This window comes from Polaromonas sp. LjRoot131 (assembly GCF_964252805.1).
GTDB lineage: Bacteria > Pseudomonadota > Gammaproteobacteria > Burkholderiales > Burkholderiaceae_C > Polaromonas.
The window spans coordinates 1,304,221-1,328,910 of record NZ_CAXUPF020000001.1 but is presented as its reverse complement, the minus strand read 5'-3'; the positions used below and the strand labels follow the sequence as shown (position 1 = coordinate 1,328,910).

16 protein-coding genes are annotated in these 24,690 nt (G+C 65.8%); 8 read left to right on the top strand and 8 right to left on the bottom strand.

Annotated elements, in window-relative coordinates; genetic code table 11:
* Position 1: 1 nt before the first annotated feature.
* Positions 2–544, bottom strand: coding sequence for a hypothetical protein (locus ACSQ27_RS06150; RefSeq protein WP_436154576.1), 543 nt, complete (start codon positions 542–544; stop codon positions 2–4).
* A gap of 29 nt (positions 545–573) precedes the next feature.
* Positions 574–4,584 carry a phosphoribosylformylglycinamidine synthase gene (gene purL, locus ACSQ27_RS06145; RefSeq protein ID WP_436154575.1) on the bottom strand — a complete coding sequence of 1,337 codons (4,011 nt, stop codon included), beginning with the start codon at positions 4,582–4,584 and terminating at the stop codon, positions 574–576.
* Between the two features lie 257 nt (positions 4,585–4,841).
* On the opposite strand from purL, the gene map reads away from it, so the two are divergent.
* Together map and ACSQ27_RS06135 are read left to right on the top strand one after the other, a co-directional pair.
* Complete coding sequence (gene map / locus ACSQ27_RS06140) at positions 4,842–5,684, top strand: type I methionyl aminopeptidase (RefSeq protein WP_436154574.1); 843 nt, start codon at positions 4,842–4,844, stop codon at positions 5,682–5,684.
* A gap of 11 nt (positions 5,685–5,695) precedes the next feature.
* The gene (locus ACSQ27_RS06135; protein ID WP_436154573.1) at positions 5,696–8,314 is read left to right on the top strand and encodes a [protein-PII] uridylyltransferase; all 2,619 of its coding nucleotides are present in this window, start codon (positions 5,696–5,698) and stop codon (positions 8,312–8,314) included.
* 3 nt (positions 8,315–8,317) lie between these two features.
* Here ACSQ27_RS06135 and ACSQ27_RS06130 read toward each other — a convergent pair whose 3' ends face one another.
* The 6 genes from ACSQ27_RS06130 to smc all read right to left on the bottom strand — a co-directional run bounded on the left by ACSQ27_RS06130 (position 8,318) and on the right by smc (position 16,823).
* Positions 8,318–9,028, bottom strand: a complete 711-nt coding sequence (locus ACSQ27_RS06130; protein ID WP_436154572.1) for a class I SAM-dependent methyltransferase — start codon at positions 9,026–9,028, stop codon at positions 8,318–8,320.
* Between the two features lie 86 nt (positions 9,029–9,114).
* Positions 9,115–9,654, bottom strand: a complete 540-nt coding sequence (gene def, locus ACSQ27_RS06125) for a peptide deformylase (protein WP_436154571.1) — start codon at positions 9,652–9,654, stop codon at positions 9,115–9,117.
* Positions 9,655–9,687: 33 nt separating this feature from the next.
* Positions 9,688–9,882, bottom strand: coding sequence for a hypothetical protein (locus ACSQ27_RS06120; protein ID WP_436154570.1), 195 nt, complete (start codon positions 9,880–9,882; stop codon positions 9,688–9,690).
* A 172-nt stretch (positions 9,883–10,054) separates the two neighbouring features.
* Positions 10,055–12,160 carry an NAD-dependent DNA ligase LigA gene (ligA, locus tag ACSQ27_RS06115; RefSeq protein WP_436154569.1) on the bottom strand — a complete coding sequence of 702 codons (2,106 nt, stop codon included), beginning with the start codon at positions 12,158–12,160 and terminating at the stop codon, positions 10,055–10,057.
* Between the two features lie 36 nt (positions 12,161–12,196).
* A complete protein-coding gene (locus tag ACSQ27_RS06110) occupies positions 12,197–13,279 on the bottom strand; it encodes a cell division protein ZipA C-terminal FtsZ-binding domain-containing protein (RefSeq protein ID WP_436154568.1) in 1,083 nt (360 codons plus the stop codon).
* 7 nt (positions 13,280–13,286) lie between these two features.
* Positions 13,287–16,823, bottom strand: a complete 3,537-nt coding sequence (gene smc / locus ACSQ27_RS06105; RefSeq protein WP_436154567.1) for a chromosome segregation protein SMC — start codon at positions 16,821–16,823, stop codon at positions 13,287–13,289.
* 388 nt (positions 16,824–17,211) lie between these two features.
* Here smc and dapC point away from each other — a divergent pair, with 388 nt between their 5' ends.
* The 6 genes from dapC to ACSQ27_RS06075 all read left to right on the top strand — a co-directional run bounded on the left by dapC (position 17,212) and on the right by ACSQ27_RS06075 (position 24,679).
* The gene (dapC, locus tag ACSQ27_RS06100; protein ID WP_436154566.1) at positions 17,212–18,417 is read left to right on the top strand and encodes a succinyldiaminopimelate transaminase; all 1,206 of its coding nucleotides are present in this window, start codon (positions 17,212–17,214) and stop codon (positions 18,415–18,417) included.
* Between the two features lie 19 nt (positions 18,418–18,436).
* Positions 18,437–19,264, top strand: a complete 828-nt coding sequence (gene dapD / locus ACSQ27_RS06095) for a 2,3,4,5-tetrahydropyridine-2,6-dicarboxylate N-succinyltransferase (RefSeq protein WP_436154565.1) — start codon at positions 18,437–18,439, stop codon at positions 19,262–19,264.
* A gap of 50 nt (positions 19,265–19,314) precedes the next feature.
* A complete protein-coding gene (locus ACSQ27_RS06090; protein WP_436154564.1) occupies positions 19,315–20,460 on the top strand; it encodes a PilT/PilU family type 4a pilus ATPase in 1,146 nt (381 codons plus the stop codon).
* 55 nt (positions 20,461–20,515) lie between these two features.
* Entirely contained in the window at positions 20,516–21,679 is a 1,164-nt protein-coding gene (dapE, locus tag ACSQ27_RS06085) for a succinyl-diaminopimelate desuccinylase (protein WP_436154563.1), read from the top strand.
* A complete protein-coding gene (prmB, locus tag ACSQ27_RS06080; RefSeq protein ID WP_436154562.1) occupies positions 21,676–22,569 on the top strand; it encodes a 50S ribosomal protein L3 N(5)-glutamine methyltransferase in 894 nt (297 codons plus the stop codon). The genes dapE and prmB overlap by 4 nt, the downstream gene beginning before the upstream one ends.
* Positions 22,570–22,666: 97 nt before the next feature.
* Positions 22,667–24,679 (top strand): ABC-F family ATP-binding cassette domain-containing protein, encoded by a 2,013-nt coding sequence (locus tag ACSQ27_RS06075; RefSeq protein ID WP_436154561.1) that lies wholly within the window; start codon positions 22,667–22,669, stop codon positions 24,677–24,679.
* Positions 24,680–24,690: the final 11 nt, after the last annotated feature.

Below are 24,690 nucleotides of genomic sequence, written 5' to 3'. Positions count from 1 at the left end.
ATCAATCCCGTCGCAAGGATTGCAGCATCTGCAGCGCGGGCCCATTGACCGCCGCTGCGTCGCCATTGCTCAGGATGGTGAAGCCCACGTGCAGTTCACCGATTGCCACCATGCCCTGGGTCAGGTTGCGGTATTCACCGGGCTTGGGCGCCTTGTCGGTGGCTGAAAAGTAGGCGCCGAACAAGCCCTGGCCCGGTAAGTCACGCACCGGAAGGTCCGCCTCAACAGCCTGCGGCCTGGCATTTTGGGCTGCGGCGGCTACCATCGCCCGCAGGGAGTCCGGCGTCAGTGGCTTGGCGTCGGCGCTGCGCAGCCAGATCGGCGTGATCATGACCGTGAAGTTCTTCTCGGTGATGGACGACAGCATGATGGTGGGTGGCAGATCAGGTACAGCGCGCCTAACCTGGCCCCGCCAGCCCACAGGAAGCGGGATGACCAGCGCCGGCCGATCGGGCAGCGCCACGCGCATGTCGGCGGCGAAAGCGCCGCAGGCGAGCAGTCCGGTGAGGACGGCGATGAAGGCGCGTTTGAGTAATCGATTCATGGTCACCCTCCCCAGGTTTGCGTAGTTGTTCAGCCCACCCACTTGCGCGCGTTGTGCCATAGGCTCATCCACGGGCTGCGCTCGCCGGCGTTGCCCGACGTCCAGCTTTTCTGGATGTTGCGGAACACCCGCTCGGGGTGCGGCATCATGGCCGTGAAGCGGCCGTCAGCCGTGGTCACGGCCGTCAGGCCGCCGGCGCTGCCGTTGGGGTTGGCCGGGTAGGCTTCCGTCGCCTTGCCGTGGTTGTCGGTGAAACGCATTGCGGCAATCGCCTTGGACGCATCGCCGCGGAAGGAAAAATTGGCATACCCCTCACCGTGCGCGACCGCGATCGGCAGGCGGCTGCCGGCCATGCCCTGCAGGAAGATGCTGGGCGATTCCAGCACCTCGACCATGCTCAGGCGCGCCTCGAAGCGCTCGCTGCGGTTGGTGGTGAAGCGCGGCCAGGCTTCTGCGCCGGGAATGATGTCGGCCAGTTCGGCAAACATCTGGCAGCCGTTGCACACGCCCAGGCCGAAGGTGTCTTGCCGTGCGAAGAAGGCCTTGAACTCCTCGGACAGCACCGGGTTGAAGGTGACAGAGCGCGCCCAGCCTACGCCGGCCCCCAGCGTGTCGCCGTAGCTGAAACCGCCGCAGGCCACGATGCCCTTGAAGTCGGCCAGTTTGGCGCGGCCGGTCTGCAGGTCGGTCATGTGCACGTCGCAGGCTTCAAAACCGGCTTCGGTGAAGACGTAAGCCATTTCCACATGCGAATTGACGCCCTGCTCACGCAGCACCGCGACGCGCGGGCGGGCCGACAGGTTGAGCGCGGGGGCGGCAGGCAGCTTGGCCGGGTCAAACGTCAACTGCACATGCAGGCCCGGATCGGCGGGGTTGCCGGCGGCCGCGTGCTCGGCGTTGGCGCAATCGGGGTTGTCGCGCTGCTGGCAGATCTTCCAGCTGACGGAGTCCCAGACCTGGTGCAGGTCCTGCAGCTTGGCCGAAAACACCGCCTTGGTGTCGCGCCAGACCTGGATCTCGCCCTTGCCGACCTCGAGCGAGGCGTGTTGCGGACGGGTCTTGCCGATGAAGTGGCTGAATTTGGACAGGCCGTGCTCACGCAGGGTCTGCATGACTTCATTGCGCGCGGCGGTGGCCACCTGGATGACAGCGCCCAATTCTTCGTTGAACAGCGCCTTGAGCGTGAGTTCTTCGCGGCGCGCACCGACCTGGCTTGCCCAGTTCTTGCTGTCGCCGGTGTCCATGCGGCTGTCGGAAATGCCGTCGCCTTCGACCAGCAGCATGTCGATGTTGAGCGACACGCCCACGTTGCCGGCAAAACCCATCTCACAGACCGCGGCGAACAGGCCGCCGTCGCTGCGGTCGTGGTAAGCCATCAGCTTGCCTTCTTTACGCAGCGCATTGACGGCGTTGACGAGATTGACCAGGTCTTTCGGGTCGTCGAGGTCGGGCACCTCACCCTCTTCCTTGTTGAGCGTCTGCGCGAGGATGGAGCCGCCCATGCGGTTTTTGCCCTTGCCGAGGTCGACCAGGATCAGTGTGCTGTCGGCCTCTTCGCGGTCCAGTTGCGGCGTCAGCGTACCGCGCACGTCGGGCAGCGTGGCGAAGGCGCTCACGATCAGCGAGACCGGCGAGGTGACCTTCTTGCCGGCGTCGCCCTCGCTCCACACGGTGCGCATGGACAGGGAATCCTTGCCGACGGGAATCGACACGCCCAGCGCCGGGCACAGCTCCATGCCCACGGCCTTGACGGTTTCGTAGAGCGCGGCATCCTGGCCGGGTTCGCCGCAGGCGGCCATCCAGTTGGCCGAGAGCTTCACGCGCGGCAGTTCAATCGGTGCGGCCAACAGGTTGGTGATGGCCTCGGCAACCGCCATGCGGCCGGAGGCGGCCGCGTTGACGGTGGCCAGCGGCGTGCGTTCGCCCATGCTCATGGCCTCGCCGGCAAAACCGCTGTAGTCGGCCAGCGTGACCGCGCAGTCAGCCACCGGCACCTGCCAGGGGCCGACCATCTGGTCGCGGTGCGTGAGGCCGCTCACGGTGCGGTCGCCGATGGTGATCAAAAAGCGCTTGGAAGCGACCGTCGGGTGGCCCAGCACGGCGATCGCGCTTTGCTGCAGATCCACGCCGGTCAGGTCTATGGGCTTGATCGATTGTTTGACGGACTTGACGTCGCGGTGCATCTTGGGCGGTTTGCCCAGCAGCACGTTCATGGGCATATCCACGGGAGCGGCCGCATCCTTGTCGGACAGCACCAGCTGCTTCTCTTCGGTCGCCACGCCGATCACGGCGAAGGGGCAACGCTCACGCTCACAGAAAGCCTGGAACTGCGGCAGCGATTCAGGCGCGACCGCCATCACGTAGCGCTCCTGGCTCTCGTTGCTCCAGATTTCCTTGGGCGAGAGGCCGCTTTCTTCGAGCGGCACGGCACGCAGATCGAACTTCGCGCCGCGCCCGGCGTCGTTCACGAGTTCGGGGAAAGCGTTGGACAAACCGCCGGCGCCCACGTCGTGGATCGCCAAAATCGGGTTGGCCGCACCGAGCTGGGCGCACTGGTTGATGACTTCCTGGGCCCGGCGCTCAATCTCGGGATTGCCGCGCTGCACCGAATCGAAGTCGAGCTGGGCCGCGTTGGCGCCCGAGGCCATGGAGCTGGCCGCACTGCCCCCCATGCCGATGCGCATGCCGGGGCCGCCCAGCTGGATCAGCAGCGTGCCGGCCGGGAACAAAATCTTTTTGGTCAGCGCCGCGTCAATCGTGCCGACGCCGCCCGCGATCATGATGGGCTTGTGGTAACCCCAGCGCTGGCCGCCCACGGTCTGTTCGTATTCGCGGAAGTAGCCGTTCAGATTGGGACGGCCGAACTCGTTGTTGAAAGCCGCGCCGCCCAGCGGGCCTTCGGTCATGATCTGCAGCGGGCTGGCGATGTGTTCGGGCTTGCCGTAGTCGCCGTCAAACAATTTGGAGACCGTGAAACCGGTCAGGCCGGCCTTGGGCTTGGAGCCGCGACCGGTCGCGCCCTCGTCGCGGATCTCGCCGCCCGCGCCGGTGGAGGCGCCCGGAAACGGCGAAATCGCCGTCGGGTGGTTGTGCGTCTCGACCTTCATGAGGACGTGCATCTGCACGTCGTCGGTGGCGCTGTAGGTCTGGCGACCGGTGGATTCAGCCGGTTTGGCGTAAAAGCGCTGGGTTTTGTAGCCTTCCATGACGGAGGCGTTGTCCGAATAGGCCACCACCGTGTGCTGGGGGTGCAGCTTTTCGGTGTTGCGGATCATGCCGAACAGGCTTTTTTCCTGCGGCACGCCGTCAATCGTGAAGTCGGCGTTGAAGATCTTGTGGCGGCAGTGCTCGCTGTTGGCCTGGGCGAACATCATGAGTTCGACGTCGGTCGGGTTGCGCTTCAGTTGCGTAAAGGCGTTGACCAGGTAGTCGATCTCGTCGGCGGCCAGGGCCAGGCCGAACTCGGCGTTGGCTTTTTCGAGGGCGGCCTTGCCGCCGGCCAGCACGTCAATCGTTTGCAGCGGCGCGCCCTGCAGCTCGGTGAACAGGCCCGCGGCTTCCGCGCGGTCGAACATCACGCTTTCGGTCATGCGGTCATGCAGCAGGCCGGCGACCTGCTCGCGCTGGGCGGCGCTCAGGGCTGTCTTGCTGAAGAAGCCGGTTTTCAGCGTGACGCGGTATTCGGTGATGCGTTCGACGCGCTTGACGGCCAGGCCGCAGTTGTGGGCGATGTCCGTGGCCTTGGAAGCCCAGGGCGAGACGGTGCCGAAACGCGGGGAAACGATAAAGGCCAGGGCATCGCCGGCCTTGCCCTCGGCCGGCGGGCAGGGTTCGCCGTAAGTGAGCAGCGCCGCGAGCTGGGTTTTGGCGGCCTCTGAGGGCGGCGACTCGGTCGCCACCAGGTGCACAAAGCGGGCGCTGATACCCACGATCTTGTCATGGATGGCTTGCAGGCGGGGAAGGAGTTGCTGGACGCGGAAGTCGCTGAGGGCGCTGATCCCGTGGGGTTCGCCCTCAAAAGTCGTCAGGTGCAGGGTCACGGTAGCGGTGGCCTTGTAGTGGGAAGTGGGCAGCTCATGGCTGTTTTGGGGGGGTTAACACCGCCTGCAAGCGCCTGGTGGGGCCGGGTTTTGCGGGGTACGCGTTAACCCGTAATTTTATCAGCGACTGGGGGCTTGCCGCGCCTGCCGCACATCGTCAACGAGCACTTTCGCGCTTCATTCGGGCCAAAAACGCAAAAGCCCTTGGCCCCATGCTGAAAATGCATGCCTGTGGGCGCGGTGGGATAATCGGGGCCATGAGTATTACTTACAAAGATGCTGACGGGATCGAAGGCATGCGCCTGGCCGGCAGGCTGGCTTCCGAAGTGCTGGACTACCTCGCCCCCTTCGTGAAACCGGGCGTGACCACCAATGAAATCGACCGCCTGGCCCACGACTACATGACCCAGGTCCAGGGCACCATCCCCGCCACCCTGGGCTACGGCCCCCCGGGCTATGTGCCCTACCCCAAATCGCTGTGCACCTCGGTCAACCATCAGGTCTGCCACGGCATCCCCAACGACAAACCGCTGAAAAAGGGCGACATCGTCAATATCGACGTGACGGTGATCACCAAGGACGGCTGGCACGGCGACAACAGCCGCATGTACCTGGTCGGCGAGGCCTCGATTGCCGCCAAGCGGCTGTGCCACATCACTTACGAAGCCATGTGGCAGGGCATCATGCGCGTCAAACCCGGCGTGCGCCTGGGCGATATCGGCTTCGCGATCCAGGCTTTCGCCGAAAAGCAGGGTTTTTCGGTGGTGCGCGAATTCTGCGGCCATGGCATCGGCAAAAACTTCCATGAAGAACCGCAAGTGCTGCATTACGGCCGCCCCGGCACGCTCGAAGAGCTGGTGCCCGGCATGACCTTCACCATCGAGCCCATGATCAACGCCGGCAAGCGCGACATCAAGGACGGCCCGGAAAAAGACGGCTGGAGCATCGTGACACGCGACCATTCGCTGTCCGCCCAGTGGGAACACACCATCCTGGTGACCGAGACCGGCTATGAGGTGCTGACCCTGTCCGCCGGCAGCCCGCCGATTCCGGCCTTTGTGCCGCAGCAAAGCCAGCTCCAGGCCACGGTCAGCGCCTGAGCGGGGCACCAGTGCCCGTACCGCGCGCGTCCCCTGACACGGCCGACCTGGCCCCGCTGCGCGAGCAGTACAAGGCCGGCAAAGCCGCCCTGCTGGCTTCGCTGGCCGCCAGCGGTGCCTCTTCGCGCGGCATCCACAGCCTGCTGCAAAAATTCGCCCGCCACGCCGACGCCACGTTGCAGGCGCTCTGGGACGGCGCCGGCTTTCCGGCCGCGGCCTGCCTGGTCGCCGCCGGTGGTTTCGGCCGCGGCGAGCTGTTTCCCCATTCGGACGTGGACGTGCTGCTGCTGCTGCCGGACAACGCCGACGTCGACGCCGACCCGGCCCTGAAAGCCAAGGTCGAGCGTTTTATCGGCGCCTGTTGGGATGTCGGCCTGGAAATAGGCTCCAGCGTGCGCACCGCTTCCGGCTGTGTCGAGGAAGCCTCCAAGGACGTCACGGTGCAGACCTCGCTGCTGGAAGCGCGCCTGGTCGCCGGGTCCAAAAAGAACTTCCAGCAACTGCAAAAACGCCTGGCCACCGTGCTGGACCCGCAGGCCTTTTACGTGGCCAAGACCCTGGAACTGCGCCAGCGCCACAACAAGTTCGAGAACACGCCCTACTCCCTGGAGCCCAACTGCAAGGAATCGCCGGGCGGCCTGCGCGACCTGCAGGTGATCCTCTGGGTGGCGCGCGCCGCCGGCCTGGGCAAATCCTGGGACGACCTGGCCCGCAAGGGCCTGGCCACGCCCTTTGAGGTGCGGCAGATCAAGGCCAACGAGGCACTGCTGAGCCTGATACGCGCCCGCCTGCACCTGATCGCCGGGCGCCGCGAGGACCGGCTGGTGTTCGACCTGCAGACCGCCGTGGCCGAATCCTTTGGTTATTCGGCCGAGGCCGACGACGGCAGCAAGCTGCCGCGCCGCGCCAGCGAGGCGCTCATGAAGCGCTACTACTGGGCCGCCAAAGCCGTCACCCAGCTCAACCAGATCCTGCTGCTCAACATCGAGGAGCGGCTGAACCCCAACACCTACCCGCTGCGGCCCATCAACGAGCGCTTTTGCGACAAGGCCGGCATGCTGGAGGTGGCCAGCGACGACCTGTACGCGCGTGAGCCGCACGCCATCCTCGAAACTTTTCTGGTCTACGAGACCACCGTCGGCATCAAAGGCCTGTCGGCGCGCACCCTGCGCGCCCTCTACAACGCCCGCGGCCTGATGAACAGCAAGTTCCGCAGCGACCCGGTCAACCGCGACACCTTCCGCCGCATCCTGCAGCAGCCCGAGGGCATCACGCATGCGATGCGGCTGATGAACCAGACCTCGGTGCTGGGCCGCTACCTCTGGATCTTCCGCAAGATCGTCGGGCAGATGCAGCACGACCTGTTCCACGTCTACACGGTGGACCAGCACATCCTGATGGTGCTGCGCAACGTGCGGCGCTTCTTCATGGCCGAGCATTCGCACGAGTACCCGATGTGCTCGCAGCTCGCGGGCGGCTGGGACAAGCCCTGGATCCTCTACATCGCCGCGCTGTTCCACGACATTGCCAAGGGCCGCGGTGGTGACCATTCCGAGCTGGGCTGCAAGGACGTGCACATTTTCTGCCGCCAGCACGGCATCGCCGCCGAAGACGCCAAACTGATCGAGTTCCTGGTCGGCGAGCACCTGAGCATGAGCCGCATCGCGCAAAAGGAAGACCTCAGCGACCCGGAAGTCATCGCGGCATTCGCCAAACGCGTGGGCAACGAGCGCTACCTGACGGCGCTCTACCTGCTGACGGTGGCCGATATACGCGGCACCAGTCCCAAGGTCTGGAATGCCTGGAAAGGCAAGCTGCTGGAAGACCTGTACCGCTACACCCTGCGCGTGCTGGGCGGCCGCGCACCCGACGCGGACGCCGAAGTCGAGGCCCGCAAGCGCGAGGCCCTGACCACCCTGGCCCTGCACGCCGAACCCTTCGAGGCGCACAAGGCGCTGTGGGACACGCTGGACGTCAGCTATTTCATGCGCCACGAGGCCTCCGACATCGCCTGGCATGCGCGCCAGCTTTCGCGCCATGTCGGCAAGGCCAAGGCCATCGTACGCGCGCGGCGCTCCTCGGCAGGCGAAGGCATGCAGGTGCTGGTCTACACGCCCGACGCACCCGACCTGTTCGCGCGCATCTGCGGCTACTTCGACGAAGCCGGCTTCAGCATCCTGGACGCCAAGATTCACACCGCCCAGAACGGCTATGCGCTGGACACCTTCCAGGTCGTGAGCCCGACGCTGGCCGACCACTACCGCGAACTCGCGGCCATGGTGGAGGCCGACCTGGACCGCACCATCGAGGAACCCGGGCCGTTGCCCCCGCCCGGCAAGGGCCGTGTGTCGCGCCGCGTCAAGAGTTTCCCGATCGCGCCGCGCGTGGACCTGCGGCCCGACGAAAAAGCCCAGCGCTGGCTGCTCAGCGTCTCGGCCAGCGACCGCGTGGGCCTGCTCTACCGCATCGCGCGGGTGCTGGCGCGCCACCGTATCAACCTGCAGCTGGCCAAGGTCAGTACCCTGGGCGAGCGCGTGGAAGACACTTTTTTGATCGACGGACCCGAGCTGCAGCACAACAAGGCGCAGATTGCGATCGAGACGGAATTGCTCGAAGCGCTCAATACCTGAGCGTCAAAGAACCGGTTCGCGCAGGTAGCGCAGCAGCCGCCCCTTGTAGCTGCCGCCGGCCGGCAATTCGGTCACACGCGTCTCGGTGCGTGAATAGCCCAAGCCATCCATCCTGCGGTTAAAGCTCGCGCGGTTGCCCCGGTCCGGATCCACGATCAGCACCTCGGTGTGCGGCAACGCATGCAGTTCGATGAACTGCGACAGCACCTCGGGCTGGCCGCGGTCGTAGAGCACGTCACTGCCGATGATCAGGTCAAAGCGCTCCAGCAGCGGGTTCGCGCGCGACCAGTTGCCGGTCTGGTATTTCATCGCCGGCAAGTGGTTGAGTTTGAGGTTCTCGAGCAGGAACTCCGCCGCCAGCGGATGGCAGTCGCTGGCGGTGATGTTGCCGCCGCGCCTGTGCACGACCAGGCTGGCCAGCGCCAGGCCGCAGCCCAGCTCCAGGATGCGCTTGCCTTCTAGCTCGAAGGTCAGCATGGCATGGGCCAGCACCCGGCCCGAGGGCCAGAGCAGCCCGAAGATCGGCCAGGCCGACGAAGAAATTCCTTCGCGTTCGGCTTCGCCCAGGGGATCATGGAATTGCTGGCGATCCAGCAGCGAACGCAACTGCAGGTCGTCGCCGCTGCCGCTCACGGTTTCATACTTGAGCAGGTAAGGCGGAGGGGAGGCAGCTCCGGTGATGGGAACTGCTCCCGACGCGGGAGCGAGCAACATCCGGAAGACTTTCCTTGCGTACAACACGCTCAAGCGGGGCGAAATAGCCCTCAACCAGGGCCAGTGTACGCCTCGGGGCGCAGGCTTTAGTCGTCGTCCGACGCGTCCAGCCCTGGGAACAGCACTTCGGTAAAGCCGAACTGCGTGAAATCGCGGATGCGCATGGGGTACAAGGTGCCGATCAGGTGGTCGCACTCATGCTGCACCACACGCGCATGAAAGCCCTCCACCGTGCGTTCTATCGCATCGCCATACTGGTCGAAACCCGCGTAGTGGATGCGCGCATACCGCGGCACCACGCCGCGCAGCCCGGGCACCGAGAGGCAGCCTTCCCAGCCGTCCTCTTCCTCGGGGCCCAGGGGCTTGATCACCGGGTTCAGCAGCACCGTGCGCGGCACCAGCGGCGCGTCGGGGTAGCGCGGGTTCACCGCATCGGTGCCGAAAATCACCAGTTGCAGGTCCACGCCGATCTGCGGCGCCGCCAGGCCCGCGCCGTTGACGGCGCGCATGGTGTCGAACATGTCCGAGATCAGCAGGTGCAGCTCGTCGGTGTCGAAAGCGGTGACGGGCTGGGCGACACGCAGCAGCCGCGGGTCACCCATCTTGAGGATTTCGCGAATGGTCATGCGCCGATTATGGCGGCGCGAAGCCTTTTTGGCTTAATGCCAGCGCCTGTAGCCCCAGCCTCGGTAATAGCCGGGCGCGGGCACCACCACAACGGGGGCGGGTTCGACATAAACGGGACGGGACGGGTAAACCGCCACGGGAGGGCCGACGGGGGCGACGACGCAGCCGGACAGCAAGGCAGCCAGGCCGGCGGCCGCCACCAGGGCGGGCAAACGTTTGTTATTCATGGAAAAGCTCCTGTGTGTACAGGTCTTTTCAACGCTTGGCGCGGACGTCCGGCCTGACGTCCCGTGTGCAAACCCCGGTAACGCCCTGTAAGCCGAAGCCGGCGACAGCTACTCGGTGGCGCTGGCCTCGCGGCAACCCTGGCTCACCGTTGGGAAGATCGTCAGGGAAACGTCATTCTGACGGGCCGTCCAGCATGGCCAGCAGCGCCGCCTCGTCAATCACGGGCACGCCCAGCGTTTGCGCCTTGACCAGCTTGCTGCCGGCCTCCTCGCCGGCCACCACGTAATCGGTCTTCTTGCTGACCGATCCTGCCACCTTGCCGCCGGCGGCCTCGACCTTGTCCTTGGCCTCGTCGCGGCTCAGGCTCGGCAAGGTGCCGGTGATGACAAAGGTCTTGCCCGACAGCGGCTGCGGCGCCCGGGCGGCCGGCTCGCCCTCCTCCCAGGTCACGCCGCAGGCGCGCAGTTGCTCGACCACTTCGCGGTTGTGCGGCTGCTCAAAGAAGGTGCGAATGCTTTGCGCGACGATGGGGCCCACATCGCTGACTTCCAGCAGTTGCTCTTCCGTCGCGTCCATGATGGCATCGAGCTTGCCGAAATGCCGCGCCAGCTCCTTGGCCGTGGCTTCCCCGACGTGGCGTATGCCCAGGCCGAACAGGAAGCGCGGCAAGGTCGTCTGCTTGGATTTTTCGAGTGCTTCGAGTAAGTTGTTGGCCGATTTTTCGGCCATGCGGTCCAGCTCGGCCAGTGCCGTGAGGCCCAGCTTGTAAAGATCGGGCAGGGTGCGGATGATGTTGGCGTCCACCAGTTGCTCGACCAGCTTGTCGCCCAGGCCTTCGACCTCGACGGCGCGCCGGTGCGCGTAATGCAGGATGGCCTCCTTGCGCTGGGCGCCGCAGAACAGGCCGCCGGTGCAGCGGTAGTCGGCTTCGCCTTCCTCGCGCACGGCGTCCGAGCCGCAGACCGGGCACTTGCGCGGCATGCTGAACTGCGGTGCGTCCTGCACGCGTTTTTCAAGCAGCACGCTGACGACTTCGGGGATCACGTCGCCCGCGCGGCGCACGATCACGGTGTCGCCCACGCGCACGTCCTTGCGGCGCGCTTCGTCTTCGTTGTGCAGCGTGGCATTGGTCACGGTGACGCCACCCACGAACACCGGCGCCAGCTTGGCCACCGGCGTAAGCTTGCCGGTGCGCCCCACCTGCACCTCGATGGCCTGCACGGTGGTGAGCTGTTCTTGTGCCGGGTATTTGTGCGCCACGGCCCAGCGCGGTTCGCGCGAGACAAAGCCCATTTTCTTTTGCAGCGCCAGGCTGTTGACCTTGTAGACCACACCGTCGATGTCGTAAGGCAGGCTGTCGCGCTGCTTGCCCATGGCCTGGTGGAAGGCAATCAGCTCGGGCGCGCCCTGCGCCAGCTGCGTCTGCGTCGCCACCGGGAAACCCCAGGAACGCAGCGTCAGCAGCATCTGGAAATGGCTCTCGAAGGCCGGGCCGCCCTCTTCCGCCGGCGTGACCTCGCCCAGGCCGTAGGCAAAAAAGCTCAGGCGCCGCCGCGCGGCCAGGGCCGGGTCCAGCTGGCGCACGCCGCCGGCCGCCGCATTGCGCGGGTTGACAAAAGTTTTTTCGCCCTTGGCGCCTTGCGCGATCTTCTCGCGCTGCTTTTCATTGAGCGCTTCAAAATCCGCGCGGCGCATGTAGACCTCGCCGCGCACTTCCATCACCGGCGGTGCATCGGCAGGAAGGCGCAGGGGAATCTGGTTGATGGTGCGGATGTTCTGCGTGACGTCCTCGCCGACTTCGCCGTCGCCGCGCGTGGCGGCCTGCACCAGGATGCCGTTCTCATAACGCAAGCTCATGGCCAGGCCGTCGAACTTGAGTTCCGCCACGTACTCCACCGGCGGGTCGGACTCGGCCAGGCCCAGTTCCTTGCGCACACGGGTGTCGAAGTTCTGCGCGCCGGTGGCCTCGGTGTCGGTTTCGGTGCGTATGCTGAGCATGGGCAGCTTGTGGCGCACGCTGGCGAACTGGTCCAGTGGCTTGCCGCCCACACGCTGGGTCGGCGAGTCCGGCGTCAGCAGTTCGGGGTGGGCGGCTTCGAGTTCCTGCAGCTCCCTGAACAGCTTGTCGTACTCGGCATCCGGGATCGTGGGCTCGTCGAGCACGTAATAGCGGTGCGCATGCAGATGCAGCTCCGCGCGCAGGGCAGCGGCACGCGCCGCGGCGGAAGTTGGCTGCGGCGACGGTTGGGGCTGCGCAAACAGGTCTTTGGTGGCCATGGAAACACTCGAAATGGGGCGCGAGGCCGGGGAAAATCAGGAAAAAAGCCGCCGTCCCAGCACCGAACCCGCCGACAAATCACGGCTGTCCAACGTGTCGTAGAGCTGCTCGAGGTCGGCGTGTATGACTTCCATGGCCTCGGGGCGTATCAGGTTGCCGTTGTCGTCGATGATCACGCCGTCCATGTTGGCGGCCAGGGCCAGCGCGGCTTCGCACATGCGGGCGAAGGGCTGCTCGGAGCGCAGCACCTGCGGCACGTCCAGCGACAGCGTGAGTTCGCGCAAAGCCGTCTGTTCGGGGTCTTCGGCCATGGCGGCCTGGGTGTCGAAGGCCAGGCCCAGGATGGGCGCGTGGCCTTGCTGGCTGGCCGGCAGCACCATGCGGCCGGGGATGGAACCGGCGACAAAACCCAGGCGGGCCGCGCTTTGCTGCACATAGCCCGGGCTCCAGGCGGTGTTGACCGCGCGCAGCGTGAAACTCAGCTGCGCGTCGTGGGCGCTGGCGAACTGGTCGAGTTCGCGGGCACGCGCGACTTCGTCGAGCATTTCGGGAAACTCGGGTTCGCCGCCCACGGCGTCGGCAAAGGCCTGGGCCTTCATGACGAACTCGGAGTATTCGATCTGATTGAGGGCGCCGGTGCGGTTGGCCAATTGCACACCGCACTGGAAGGCGCTGTAACGGTGGCCGGCCGTGGGGAACTCCCATTCGCCGGTGATCACGCTGAGGCCTTCGACGCCGAAAGGCTTGCTGCCGGCGCGGCGCGTGCTGGGCATGGCGGCCAGCGCGGCTTCGCCCGAAACTACACCGTCCAGGGCAACGGCCGCCATGGCATCGATCAGGATGTCCAGCCCGGGCTTGCGTTCGGGCGTGGTGAGCCGGGTCAACGAACTGAGGGAGGCCAGGCCCGAGTCGGCGTCGAAGCTGGGCTCCAGACGCTCTGGCTCGCCTTCCGCTTCGGCGGTCGAGCGGTCTACCGGCATAGCCGTTTCAGGCGTAGGCACGGCTTCGGGCGTGGCGCGCTTGGGCAGGTTGCGACGCGACGACCAGGCGCTGTGCGCCACCACACCGGCCAGCACCAGCCCGCCCACCACTGCCAGACTGATCTGCAAAGTGCTCATTTTCGGATCAGGCTGCTTCTGCGAAACCGATGGCGGCTTCCATGTCCACCGCCACGATGCGCGAAACGCCCTGCTCCTGCATGGTCACGCCTATCAGCTGCTCGGCCATTTCCATGGCGATCTTGTTGTGGCTGATGAACAGGAACTGGGTTTCCTTGCTCATAGAGCGCACCAGCTTGGCGTAGCGCTCGGTGTTGGCGTCGTCCAGCGGCGCGTCGACCTCGTCCAGCAAACAGAAAGGCGCGGGATTCAGCTGGAAGATGGCAAACACCAGCGCAATGGCCGTGAGCGCTTTTTCGCCGCCGGACAGCAGGTGGATGGTCTGGTTCTTCTTGCCGGGCGGCTGGGCGATCACCTGCACGCCGGCGTCGAGGATTTCCTCGCCGGTCATCATGAGCTTGGCGTTGCCGCCGCCGAAGAGCTCGGGGAACATGCGGCCGAAATGGCCGTTCACCGTCTCGAAGGTGCTGGAAAGCAGATCGCGCGTTTCGATGTCGATCTTCTTGATCGCGTCTTCCAGCGTGGTCATGGCTTCGTTCAGGTCGGCGGACTGCGCGTCGAGGAACTGCTTGCGTTCGCGCGCGGTGCTCAGTTCGTCGAGCGCGGCCAGGTTGACGGCCCCCAGCGACTGGATTTCGCGATTGATGCGGTCGATCTCGCCCTGCAGGCCGGTGAGGCGCACATTGCCGGACTGGATGGACTGCTCGACGGCGGCCAGGTCGGCCTGGGCGTCGGTCAGCAATTGAGCGTATTGCTCAAAGCCCAGGCGCGCAGCCTGTTCCTTGAGCTGGAATTCGGTGATGCGCTGGCGCAGCGGGTCGAGTTCGCGCTCGAGCTGCAGGCGGCGCTCGTCGCTGGCGCGCAGCTTGCTGGTCAGGTCGTCGTACTGGCTGCGCTTGGCGCCCAGGTCGGCCTCGCGTTCGAGCTTCACGCTCAGGGCGCTTTGCAGGCCGGCCTGCGCGGCGGCGTCGGTCAGGCGCGTGAGCTCTTCGCGGGCCTGCGCCTCTTCGCTGGCGATGGAGGCGGCCTGCTGCGCGGCGATGGCTATGGAGCGGGTCAGTTCCTCGCGGCGCGAGGCCAGGCTGCGCAATGCAAACGTGGCTTCCTGGGCCTGGCGCTCCAGCGTGCGCTGCTGCTCGCGCGACTCGCCGAGCTTGCGTTCGGTTTCGATCACGCGGTCGTCGAGTTGCGCATGGCGCTCCTGGCTGTCGGCCAGTTGCATGTCGAGCTCTTCAAAGCGGCCCTCGGCCGTGACCTTGCGCTCCTGCAGCTCGCCGAGCTGGGCTTCGATCTCGGCCATGTCGGCCTGGATCTGTTCGCTGCGCGCGCGGGTCTGTTCGGCCAGCTGCGTGAGGCGCAGTACTTCGACCTGCAGCTCGTGGGTGCGGCTCTGGCCTTCGGCGGTTTCACGGCGGGCCGTGGCCAGGCGCTGGGCGGCGTCGGCGTAGGCGGCTTCGGCGCGCACCAGGGCAGAGCGAGCCTCTTCGCTGATCAAGGCCTGGGCCTTGAGCTGCTTGTCGAGGTTTTCGATTTCCTGGGCGCGGGCCAGCAGGCCGGCCTGCTCGGAATCCTGGGCGTAAAAACTCACGCTGTGGTGCGTCACGGCATGGCCGCTCTGCACAAAAATCACCTCGCCGGCCTGCAGCTTGTCGCGCGCGGCCAGGGCGTCGTCCAGGCTGGCGGCGGTATAGCAGCCGTTGAGCCAGTCGCCCAGCAAGGCCGATTGCCCGGCGTCGTTCAGGCGCAGCAACTCTGTCAGCGGCTTGAGGTTGATGGCGGCATTGATGCGCGCGGGCGCGGCGGCGCTGGGTGGCGAATAAAACGCGAGCTTGGCGGGCGGCGTGCCCTGCCCGTCGCTGCCGGCAAAGCCGCGCACCATGTCGAGCCGGCTGACTTCGAGCGCGCCCAGGCGTTCGCGCAGCGCAGCTTCCAGCGCATTCTCCCAGCCTTGTTCGATGTGGATGCGGCTCCACAGGCCCTGCAAGCCGTCCAGGCCGTGCTTGGCCAGCCAGGGCTTGAGCTTGCCGTCGGTCTTGACCTTTTCCTGCAAGGCCTTGAGCGCTTCCATGCGCGCCGACAGATCGGCGCGCTTGGCGGATTCGGTGTTGACGGTGTGCTGCAGCGTGCGGCGTTCCTCGTCGAGCTGCGGCACGCTGTCGGTCAGGTCGTGCAGGCGGGCTTCAGCTTCGGCCTGGGCTTCCTGCGCGGCGGCGAACTGGGTGTTCAGGTTAGCCAGGCGGGCTTCGTCGGGCGCGTTGAGCGCGTTGCGGTCGGCGGTGAGTTTTTCAAGCCGCAGGCCCAGGCTGCGCGATTGCTCTTCGATGTTGCGCTGGTCGGCGGCCAGCACCTGGATCTGCTGCTGCACCTGGCCCACGCTGGCGCGCTGCTCGTTGGCCTTGGCCTGGGCCTGGCGCAGTGCGTCCTCGAGCGCGGGCAGCTGCGTCTGGTGCTCTTCGGTCTGCGCGGCCAGCAGTTCGGCCTTTTCCTCGGCCTCGATGGCTTGCGCGGCCAGGCTTTCGGTTTCGACGGCGGCGTCTTCCTTGCGGGTGGCCCACTGCGCGGTCTGTTCCTTGAGCTGGTTCAGCCGCTGCTCGACGCGCTGGCGGCCGTCGACCACAAAGCGGATCTCGGCTTCCAGCCGGCCGACTTCGGCACTGGCTTCATACAGCTTGCCCTGGGCCTGGTTGACCTGGTCGCCGGCCGAATAGTGGGCCTGGCGAATGGTTTCCAGGTCGGCCTCTATGTGGCGCAGGTCGGCCACGCGGCTTTCCAGGTCGTTCACGGCTTTTTCGGCATCGGCCTTGACCTTGGCCTGGTCGGCCTCGCTCTCGGCGCGCTTCAGGAACCACAGCTGGTGCTGCTTGAGGCTGGCGTCGGCGTGCAGGGTGTTGTAGCGCAGGGCCACTTCGGCCTGCTTTTCGAGCCGGTCGAGGTTGGCGTTGAGTTCGCGCAGGATGTCTTCGACGCGGGTCAGGTTCTCGCGGGTGTCCGACAGGCGATTGGCGGTCTCGCGGCGGCGTTCCTTGTACTTGGAGACGCCGGCGGCTTCCTCGAGGAAAAGGCGCAGCTCTTCGGGCTTGGACTCGATGATGCGGCTGATGGTGCCCTGGCCGATGATGGCGTAGGCGCGCGGGCCCAGTCCGGTGCCCAGGAACACGTCCTGCACGTCGCGGCGGCGCACCGGCTGGTTGTTGATGTAGTAGCTGGAGGTGCCGTCGCGCGTCAGCACGCGCTTGACGGCGATCTCGACAAACTGGCCCCACTGGCCGCCGGCGCGGTGGTCGGCATTGTCGAACACCAGTTCCACGCTGGAGCGGCTGGCCGGCTTGCGCGTGGTGGTGCCGTTGAAGATGACGTCCTGCATGGACTCGCCGCGCAGTTCGGAGGCCTTGCTCTCACCGAGCACCCAGCGCACCGCGTCCATGATGTTGGACTTGCCGCAACCGTTGGGGCCCACCACACCCACCAATTGGCCGGGTAACACAAAATTGGTGGGCTCCGCGAATGACTTGAAACCTGATAGCTTGATCGAATTGAGACGCACGGCTGTCCCTGTTTTTATGAGCTTGAGCGTAGCCCGAGGCTAACTCGTTGATTTTTATAGTGTTTTTACCGCAAACACTGACATATCGGGTGCCACTTTCGGCAAGCGGCACGGTCCGCCATGTTACCCGAGCGGGCCAGGGATTTTGCCGGGAAAAAGGCCCTTGACGGGCCCAGGGTGAAACACTTTGCTTCGCCTGACCGGGCAGATCCGGCCCTTGGGCCGCATCCGGACGCAGGCGGGCCCGAAAGCGCCTCGCGAAACTGGCGCCAGGTCCCTGTGCAGCCTGAGTTTCAAGCTATGGGTTTTGTAGCAGGAGCCACCGCTTTCGGCCGGATAGCCGGGAAGCCGGCGGCAAGGGGCCGGCGCGAGGCTGGATAATCCGGGTATGAATCCCCTGCTTTCACGCCTCCAGCCCTATCCTTTCGAGCGGCTGCGCCAGCTGCACGCCGACGTTACCCCCAATCCCGCCTTCAAAGCCATCAGCCTGGGCATAGGTGAACCCCGCCATGCCACGCCGCAGCTGATCAAGGACGCGCTGACGGCCAGCCTCAGCGGCCTGGCCAGCTACCCCGGCACCCTCGGCGAGCCCAAATTGCGCCAGGCCATGGCCGACTGGGTGGCCCGCCGCTATGACCTGAAGCTGGACCCGGCCACGCAGATCCTGCCGGTCAACGGCTCGCGCGAAGCGCTGTTTTCACTGGCGCAGACCGTGCTGGACGCCGGCAAGCCCGGGGCTACTGTGGTCTGCCCCAACCCCTTCTACCAAATCTACGAGGGCGCGGCCCTGCTGGCGGGTGCCCAGACCTGGTTCGCCCCCAGCGACCCGGCGCGCAACTTCGCGGTCGACTGGGCCGGCGTGCCCGAGGCGGTCTGGGCCAAAACCCAGCTGGTGTTTGTCTGCTCGCCGGGCAATCCCACGGGCGCCGTGATGTCGCTTGGCGAATGGAAGCTGCTGTTCGAGCTCAGCGACCGCCACGGCTTCGTGATCGCCTCCGACGAGTGCTACAGCGAGATCTATTTCCGTGACGAGGCGCCCCTGGGCGGCCTGCAGGCGGCCGCCGCGCTGGGCCGGCATGACTTCAAGAACCTGGTTTCGCTGACCAGCCTCTCCAAACGCAGCAATGTGCCGGGCCTGCGCAGCGGTTTTGTGGCCGGCGATGCCGCCCTGATCAAGCCTTTCCTGCTCTACCGCACCTATCACGGCAGCGCCATGAGCCCCGTGGTGCAGGCGGCCAGCATCGCGGCCTGGAACGACGAGCAGCACGTGGTGGCCAACCGCGCGATGTACCGCGAAAAGTTCGCCCAGGTCACGCCCATGCTCTCGGCCGTGATGGACGTCGCCCTGCCCGACGCGGGCTTTTACCTGTGGGCCGGAATCCCCGAGGCTTTCAAGGGCTCGGACACCGCGTTTTCGCGCGAGCTGCTCGCTCTCTACAATGTCGTGGTGTTGCCGGGCAGTTACCTGGCGCGCGACGCGCAGGGGCACAATCCCGGCGCCGGCAGAATCCGCATGGCACTGGTGGCAGAAACCGCCGAATGCGTGGAAGCGGCGCAGCGCATCGTTCAGTTCATCCAATCCAAAGTTCACTGAAAACAAGACCGAAACCAACATGACACAAGACAACCTGCAAAGCACCATTGACGCGGCCTGGGAAAATCGCGCGAACCTCTCGCCCCAGTCGGCTCCCAAGGAAGTGCTGGACGCCGTCGACCACACCATCGCCCAGCTCAACAGCGGCAAGCTGCGTGTGGCCACCCGCGAAGGCGTGGGCCAGTGGACCACCCACCAGTGGATCAAGAAGGCCGTGCTGCTGAGCTTTCGCCTGAAGGACAACGAACTGATGCGCGCCGGCGACCTGGGCTTTTTCGACAAGGTGCCCACCAAGTTCGCCCACCTGAGCGAAGCCGAAATGCGCGCCACCGGCGTGCGCGTGGTGCCGCCCGCCGTGGCGCGCCGCGGCAGCTACATCGCCAAGGGCGCGATCCTGATGCCCAGCTACGTCAACATCGGCGCCTGGGTCGGCGAAGGCACCATGGTCGACACCTGGGCCACCGTGGGCAGCTGCGCGCAGGTCGGCAACAACGTCCACCTCTCCGGCGGCGTGGGCCTGGGCGGCGTGCTCGAACCCCTGCAGGCCAACCCCACCATCATTGAAGACAACTGCTTCATAGGCGCGCGCTCCGAAGTCGTCGAAGGCGTGATCGTGGAAGAAAACTCGGTCATCTCCATGGGCGTCTACATCGGCCAGAGCACGCCGATTTACGACCGCGAAGCCGACACCGTCACCTACGGCCGCATTCCCGCGGGCTCCGTCGTGGTGTCGGGCAACCTGCCCAAGGCCGGCGGCAAGTACAGCATGTACTGCGCGGTGATCGTGAAGCGCGTGGACGCCAAGACGCGCTCCACCACCAGCCTGAATGACTTGCTGCGTGACTGAACACGGCCTTCGGGCTTGATGACACATATTGAATTGACTGGGAGCGGACTATGAGCACGATGGAAAGAATCCTTCGCTTGATGGCGGACAAAAAAGCGTCGGACGTTTACCTGTCGGCACATTCGCCCGCCCTGATCAAAATCAACGGCCAGGCCATTCCCATCAATGCGCAAATCCTGCCGCCGGACGCGCCGCGCAACCTGCTGGCCGAGGTGGTGCCGCCCGAGCGCATCGAGGAGCTGGAGGAAATCGGCGAGCTCAACATGGCGCTGCCCATTGCCGGCCTGGGAAATTTCCGGATCAGCGCCTTCCGCCAACGCAGCACCTATGCCGCGGTGATCCGTTTCATCCCGACGGAAATCCCGGCGCTGGACAGCCTGAACGTGCCGCCCATCCTGGCCGACCTGATCATGGAAAAGCGCGGCTTGCTGCTGATGGTGGGCTCCACCGGCGCCGGCAAGAGCACCACGCTGGCCGCCATGATGGACCGCCGCAACGAGATCGCGCTGGGCCACATCCTCACCATCGAGGATCCGGTCGAGTTCCTGTTCACCAACAAGAAGTCGGTGGTCAACCAGCGTGAAGTCGGCAGCGACACGCAATCCCTGCAGGTGGCGCTGAAAAACGCGCTGCGCCAGGCGCCTGACGTGATCCTGATCGGCGAAATCCGCGACCGCGAAACCATGTCGGCGGCCATTGCCTATGCGCAGTCGGGCCACCTGTGCCTGGCCACCATGCACGCCAACAACAGCTACCAGGCGCTCAACCGTATCCTGAGCTTTTACCCGGTCGAGGTGCGCAGCACCATGCTGGGCGACCTGGCCGCGGCCCTCAAGGCCATCGTCTCGCAGCGCCTGCTGCGCACGCAGGACGGCGGCCGCACGCCGGCGGTGGAGGTCATGCTCAACACCAAGCTGATCGCCGAACTGATTGAAAAAGGCGACTTCTCCGGCGTCAAGGAAGCCATGGAAAAATCCATGGCCGAGGGCTCGCAGACCTTCGAGCAGGACATCGCCAAACTGATCGTGGACGGCACCGTCACCCGCAAGGAAGGCATTCTCTACGCCGATTCGCCGACCAACCTGATGTGGCGCCTCGAAAACGACTTCGCCGTCAAGGCCAAGGCGCTGGAGCCCGAGGAAGACCCGGATGACGAACCGTCCTTCACCGAAATCACGCTGGACGTGAAACACTGATCAAAACACGACGGCGCTCGTCTCTTCGGGCCGACTCGAACGCGACTGAACGACCATGTCCCGAACCCTGCACCTTGCCGAGCAACTGATTGCCCGCCCTTCCGTCACGCCCGATGACGCCGGCTGCCAAGCCCTGCTGATGGAGCGCCTGGCGCCGCTGGGCTTCGAGTGCGAAACCATTGCCGGCGGGCCCGAGAGCTTTCGCGTGACCAACCTCTGGGCCAAACGCGCCGGCAAGGCCTCCGGCCCCGCGGCGCCGGCCAAAACCCTGGTGTTCGCCGGCCACACCGACGTGGTGCCCACCGGCCCGCTGGACCAGTGGCTGAGCCATCCCTTCACGCCCAGCCACCGCGGCGGCATGCTCTACGGCCGCGGCGCCGCTGACATGAAAACCTCCCTCGCGGCCATGGTGGTGGCGGTCGAGGAGTTCATGGCCGCCCATCCCGACCCGGCCCTGTCCATCGCCTTTTTGGTCACCAGCGACGAAGAAGGACCGGCGCTCGACGGCACGGTCAGGGTCTGCGAGCAGCTCAAGGCGCGCGGCGAGGTACTGGATTACTGCATCGTGGGCGAACCCACCTCGGTCGCCCAGGTGGGCGACATGATCAAGAACGGGCGGCGCGGCACCCTCAGCGGCAAGCTCACCGTCAAGGGTGTGCAGGGCCACATCGCCTACCCGCACCTGGCCAAAAACCCCATCCACCTGTTCGCGCCAGCGCTGGCCGAACTGGTGGCCACCCAGTGGGACGCGGGCAATGCCTTCTTCCCGGCCACCAGCTGGCAGGTGTCCAACATCCATGGCGGCACCGGCGCGTCCAACGTGATCCCGGGTGACCTCGTGGTGGACTTCAATTTCCGCTTCTGCACCGAGTCCACCCCCGAAAGCCTGCAGCAGCGCGTGCAGGCGCTGCTGAGCCGGCACCAGCTTGACTACGACCTCAAGTGGACGCTGGGCGGCCTGCCCTTTTTGACCACACCCGGCACCCTGGTCGACGCGGTGCGCGGCGCCATCGAGGCTGAAACCGGGCTGCAGACCGAGCTCTCCACCACCGGCGGCACCAGCGACGGCCGTTTTATCGCCAAGATCTGCCCGCAGGTCATCGAGTTCGGCCCCCTCAATGCCACCATCCACAAGATCAACGAGCATGTGCCCGTGAGTTCGCTCGACCCGCTCAAGAACATCTACAAGGGCGTGCTGGAACGGCTGGCCGCGGCATGACACAGGCCGCGACACCCCTGACGGTGCTGGCGCTGGTCGAACAGATGGCGGCCAGGCTGGACGCCGCAGGCCTGAGCTTTGCCGACGGCTTCGGCCAGGGCACGACCAACGCCTTTGACGAAGCCGCCTGGCTGGTGCTGTGGAAGCTCGGTTTGCCGCTGGACGACCTTGACTCGGTCGAGACCCGGGCGGTGAGCCCTGAAGAAGAAGCCCAGGTCACCGCGCTGCTGGACGCGCGCATCAGCACCCGCAAGCCGGCCGCTTACCTGGCGAACGAAGCCTGGCTGATGGGCCTGCCTTTTTACGTCGACGAACGCGTGATCATCCCGCGCTCCCTGATCGCGGAACTGCTGGCCGACGCCAGCATAGATCCCTGGCTGGGCGAACACACCCATCGCGTGCTCGACCTGTGCACCGGCAACGGCAGCCTGGCCGTGCTGGCCGCCATCACCTATCCCGACGTGGTGGTGGAAGCCGCCGACATCAGCCTGGACGCGCTGGCGGTGGCCCGCATCAACGTGGACCGCCACCATCTGGACAGCCGCATCACGCTGCTCGAATCCGACGGCCTGGCCGCCTGCGCGGGCGAGTACGACCTGATCCTGTGCAACCCACCCTACGTCAACGCGGCCAGCATGGCCGCCCTGCCCCCTGAATTCCGCGCGGAACCGGGCCTGGCGCTGGCCGGCGGCGCGGACGGCATGGACTTCATCCGGGGCCTTTTTCAGAATGCGGCCCGCCATATGAGCGAAAATGCAGTCCTGGTGCTGGAAATCGGCAATGAGCGCGAGAATTTCGAGCGCGCCTTCCCGACGCTTGAACCGCTGTGGTTCGAAACCAGCTCGGGTGCCGACCAGGTCTTGCTGCTGACGCGCGAACAACTGGCTTGATGCCCAGGCTCTTTGCCTGGTGACTGGCGCGGCGCTTGCATGGCAAGCCGTGCAACACCCTCGCCGCCCGATTAATTTTCCTGAAGTTTCCAATTCAATGATTACCCTCAAAAACGTCGTGCTGCGCCGCGGCGCCAAAGTGATTCTGGACAGCGCGTCCGTCACCCTCAATCCCGGTGAAAAAATCGGCCTGGTGGGCCGAAACGGCGCGGGCAAGTCCTCGCTGTTCGCCATGCTCAACGGCACGCTGCATGAGGACGGCGGCGATTTTTCGATTCCCGCCCAGTGGAGCATGGCGCAGGTGGCACAGGACATGCCCGAGACCGACCAGAGCGCGACCGCCTTCGTGGTCGAAGGCGACGTGGTGCTGCTGGCGGCGCAGGCCGAGGTCGATGCCTCGGAAGCCAGCGGCGACGGCGACCGCATGGCCCACGCCTACATGGCGCTCTACGACGCCGGCGCGCACGACGCGCAGGCCCGCGCCCAGGCCCTGATCCTCGGCCTGGGTTTCAAGGTCAGCGAACTCGACAACCCGGTCAACAGTTTTTCCGGCGGCTGGCGCATGCGGCTGCAGCTGGCGCGCGCGCTGATGTGCCCCTCCGACCTGCTGCTGCTCGACGAACCCACCAACCACCTGGATCTGGACGCGCTGGTCTGGCTGGAAGCCTGGCTGAAAAAATACCAGGGCACCATGCTGGTCATCAGCCATGACCGCGAATTCCTCGACGCCGTGACCGACGTCACGGTGCACATCGAAAGCGCCAAGCTGACCCGCTACGGCGGCAACTACAGCAAGTTCGAAGACCTGCGTTCCGAGCAGATGGCGCTGCAGCAGACTGCCTTCGCCAAGCAGCAGGACAAGATCGCCCACCTGCAGAAGTTCATCGCCCGCTTCAAGGCCAAGGCCAGCAAGGCCAAGCAGGCGCAAAGCCGCGTCAAGGCCCTGGACCGGATGGAGAAAATCGCGCCGCTGCTGGCCGAAGCCGACTTCACCTTCGAGTTCAAGGAACCGGCCAACCTGCCCAACCCGATGCTGTCGATGCAGAACGCCTTCTTCGGCTACCCGCCGCCCGAAGACGCGCCCGAAGGCACGCCGCCCACGGTCATTGTGCAGAACGTCAGCAAATCGGTGCTGGCCGGCCAGCGCATCGGCATCCTGGGCGCCAACGGCCAGGGCAAATCGACGCTGGTGAAAACCGTGGCGCGCGCATTGGCCCCCATCAGCGGCGAGATGACCGAGGGCAAGGGCCTGAACATCGGCTACTTCGCCCAGCAGGAACTCGACGTGCTGCGCCCGGCCGACACGCCGCTCGAGCACATGATCCGCCTGGTGAAGGAAGTCACGGCCGCCGGCAAGATCAGCGGCCAGCAGACCCGCGAGCAGGATTTGCGCAGCTTTTTGGGCATGTTCAATTTCGGCGGCGACATGGTCAAGCAGGCCGTGGGCAGCATGAGCGGCGGCGAAAAAGCCCGCCTGGTGCTGTGCATGATCGTCTGGCAGCGACCCAACCTGCTGCTGCTCGACGAGCCGACCAACCACCTGGACCTGGCCACGCGCGAGGCGCTGTCCATGGCGCTCAACGAGTTTGAAGGCACGGTGATGCTGGTCAGCCACGACCGCGCCCTGCTGCGCGCCGTCTGCGACGAGTTCTGGATGGTCTCGCGCGGCGGCGTGGCGCCCTTCGACGGCGACCTCGACGACTACCAGCGCTACCTGCTCGACGAAGCCAAGCGCCAGCGCGAAGAGGCCAAGAAGGCCGGCAATGCCGGCCCGGCCGCTACCGCCAAGGCCGCCGCGCCGGCCGTGGCGGTGGAAGAGAAAAAGCCCGTGCCCCGCGAAACCCCCGAGCAGCGCAAGCTCGACGCGCAGCGCCGCCAGCAGCAGGCCGAGGCCACCAAGCCGCTGCGCAAGGAAATCGAAAAAATCGACCTGCGCATGAAGGCCCTCGGCACCGAGCAGGCCAGCCTGCAAGCCCTGCTGGGCACCACGACCGCGCCGGCGGAACTGGCCCAGGCCGGCAAGCGCCTTAAGGCCATCGAAGGTGAAATAGGCATGCTGGAAGAACGGTGGCTGGAGCTGACCGAGCAGATCGAGACCGCTGCGGTATAAAGGAAGCTGGG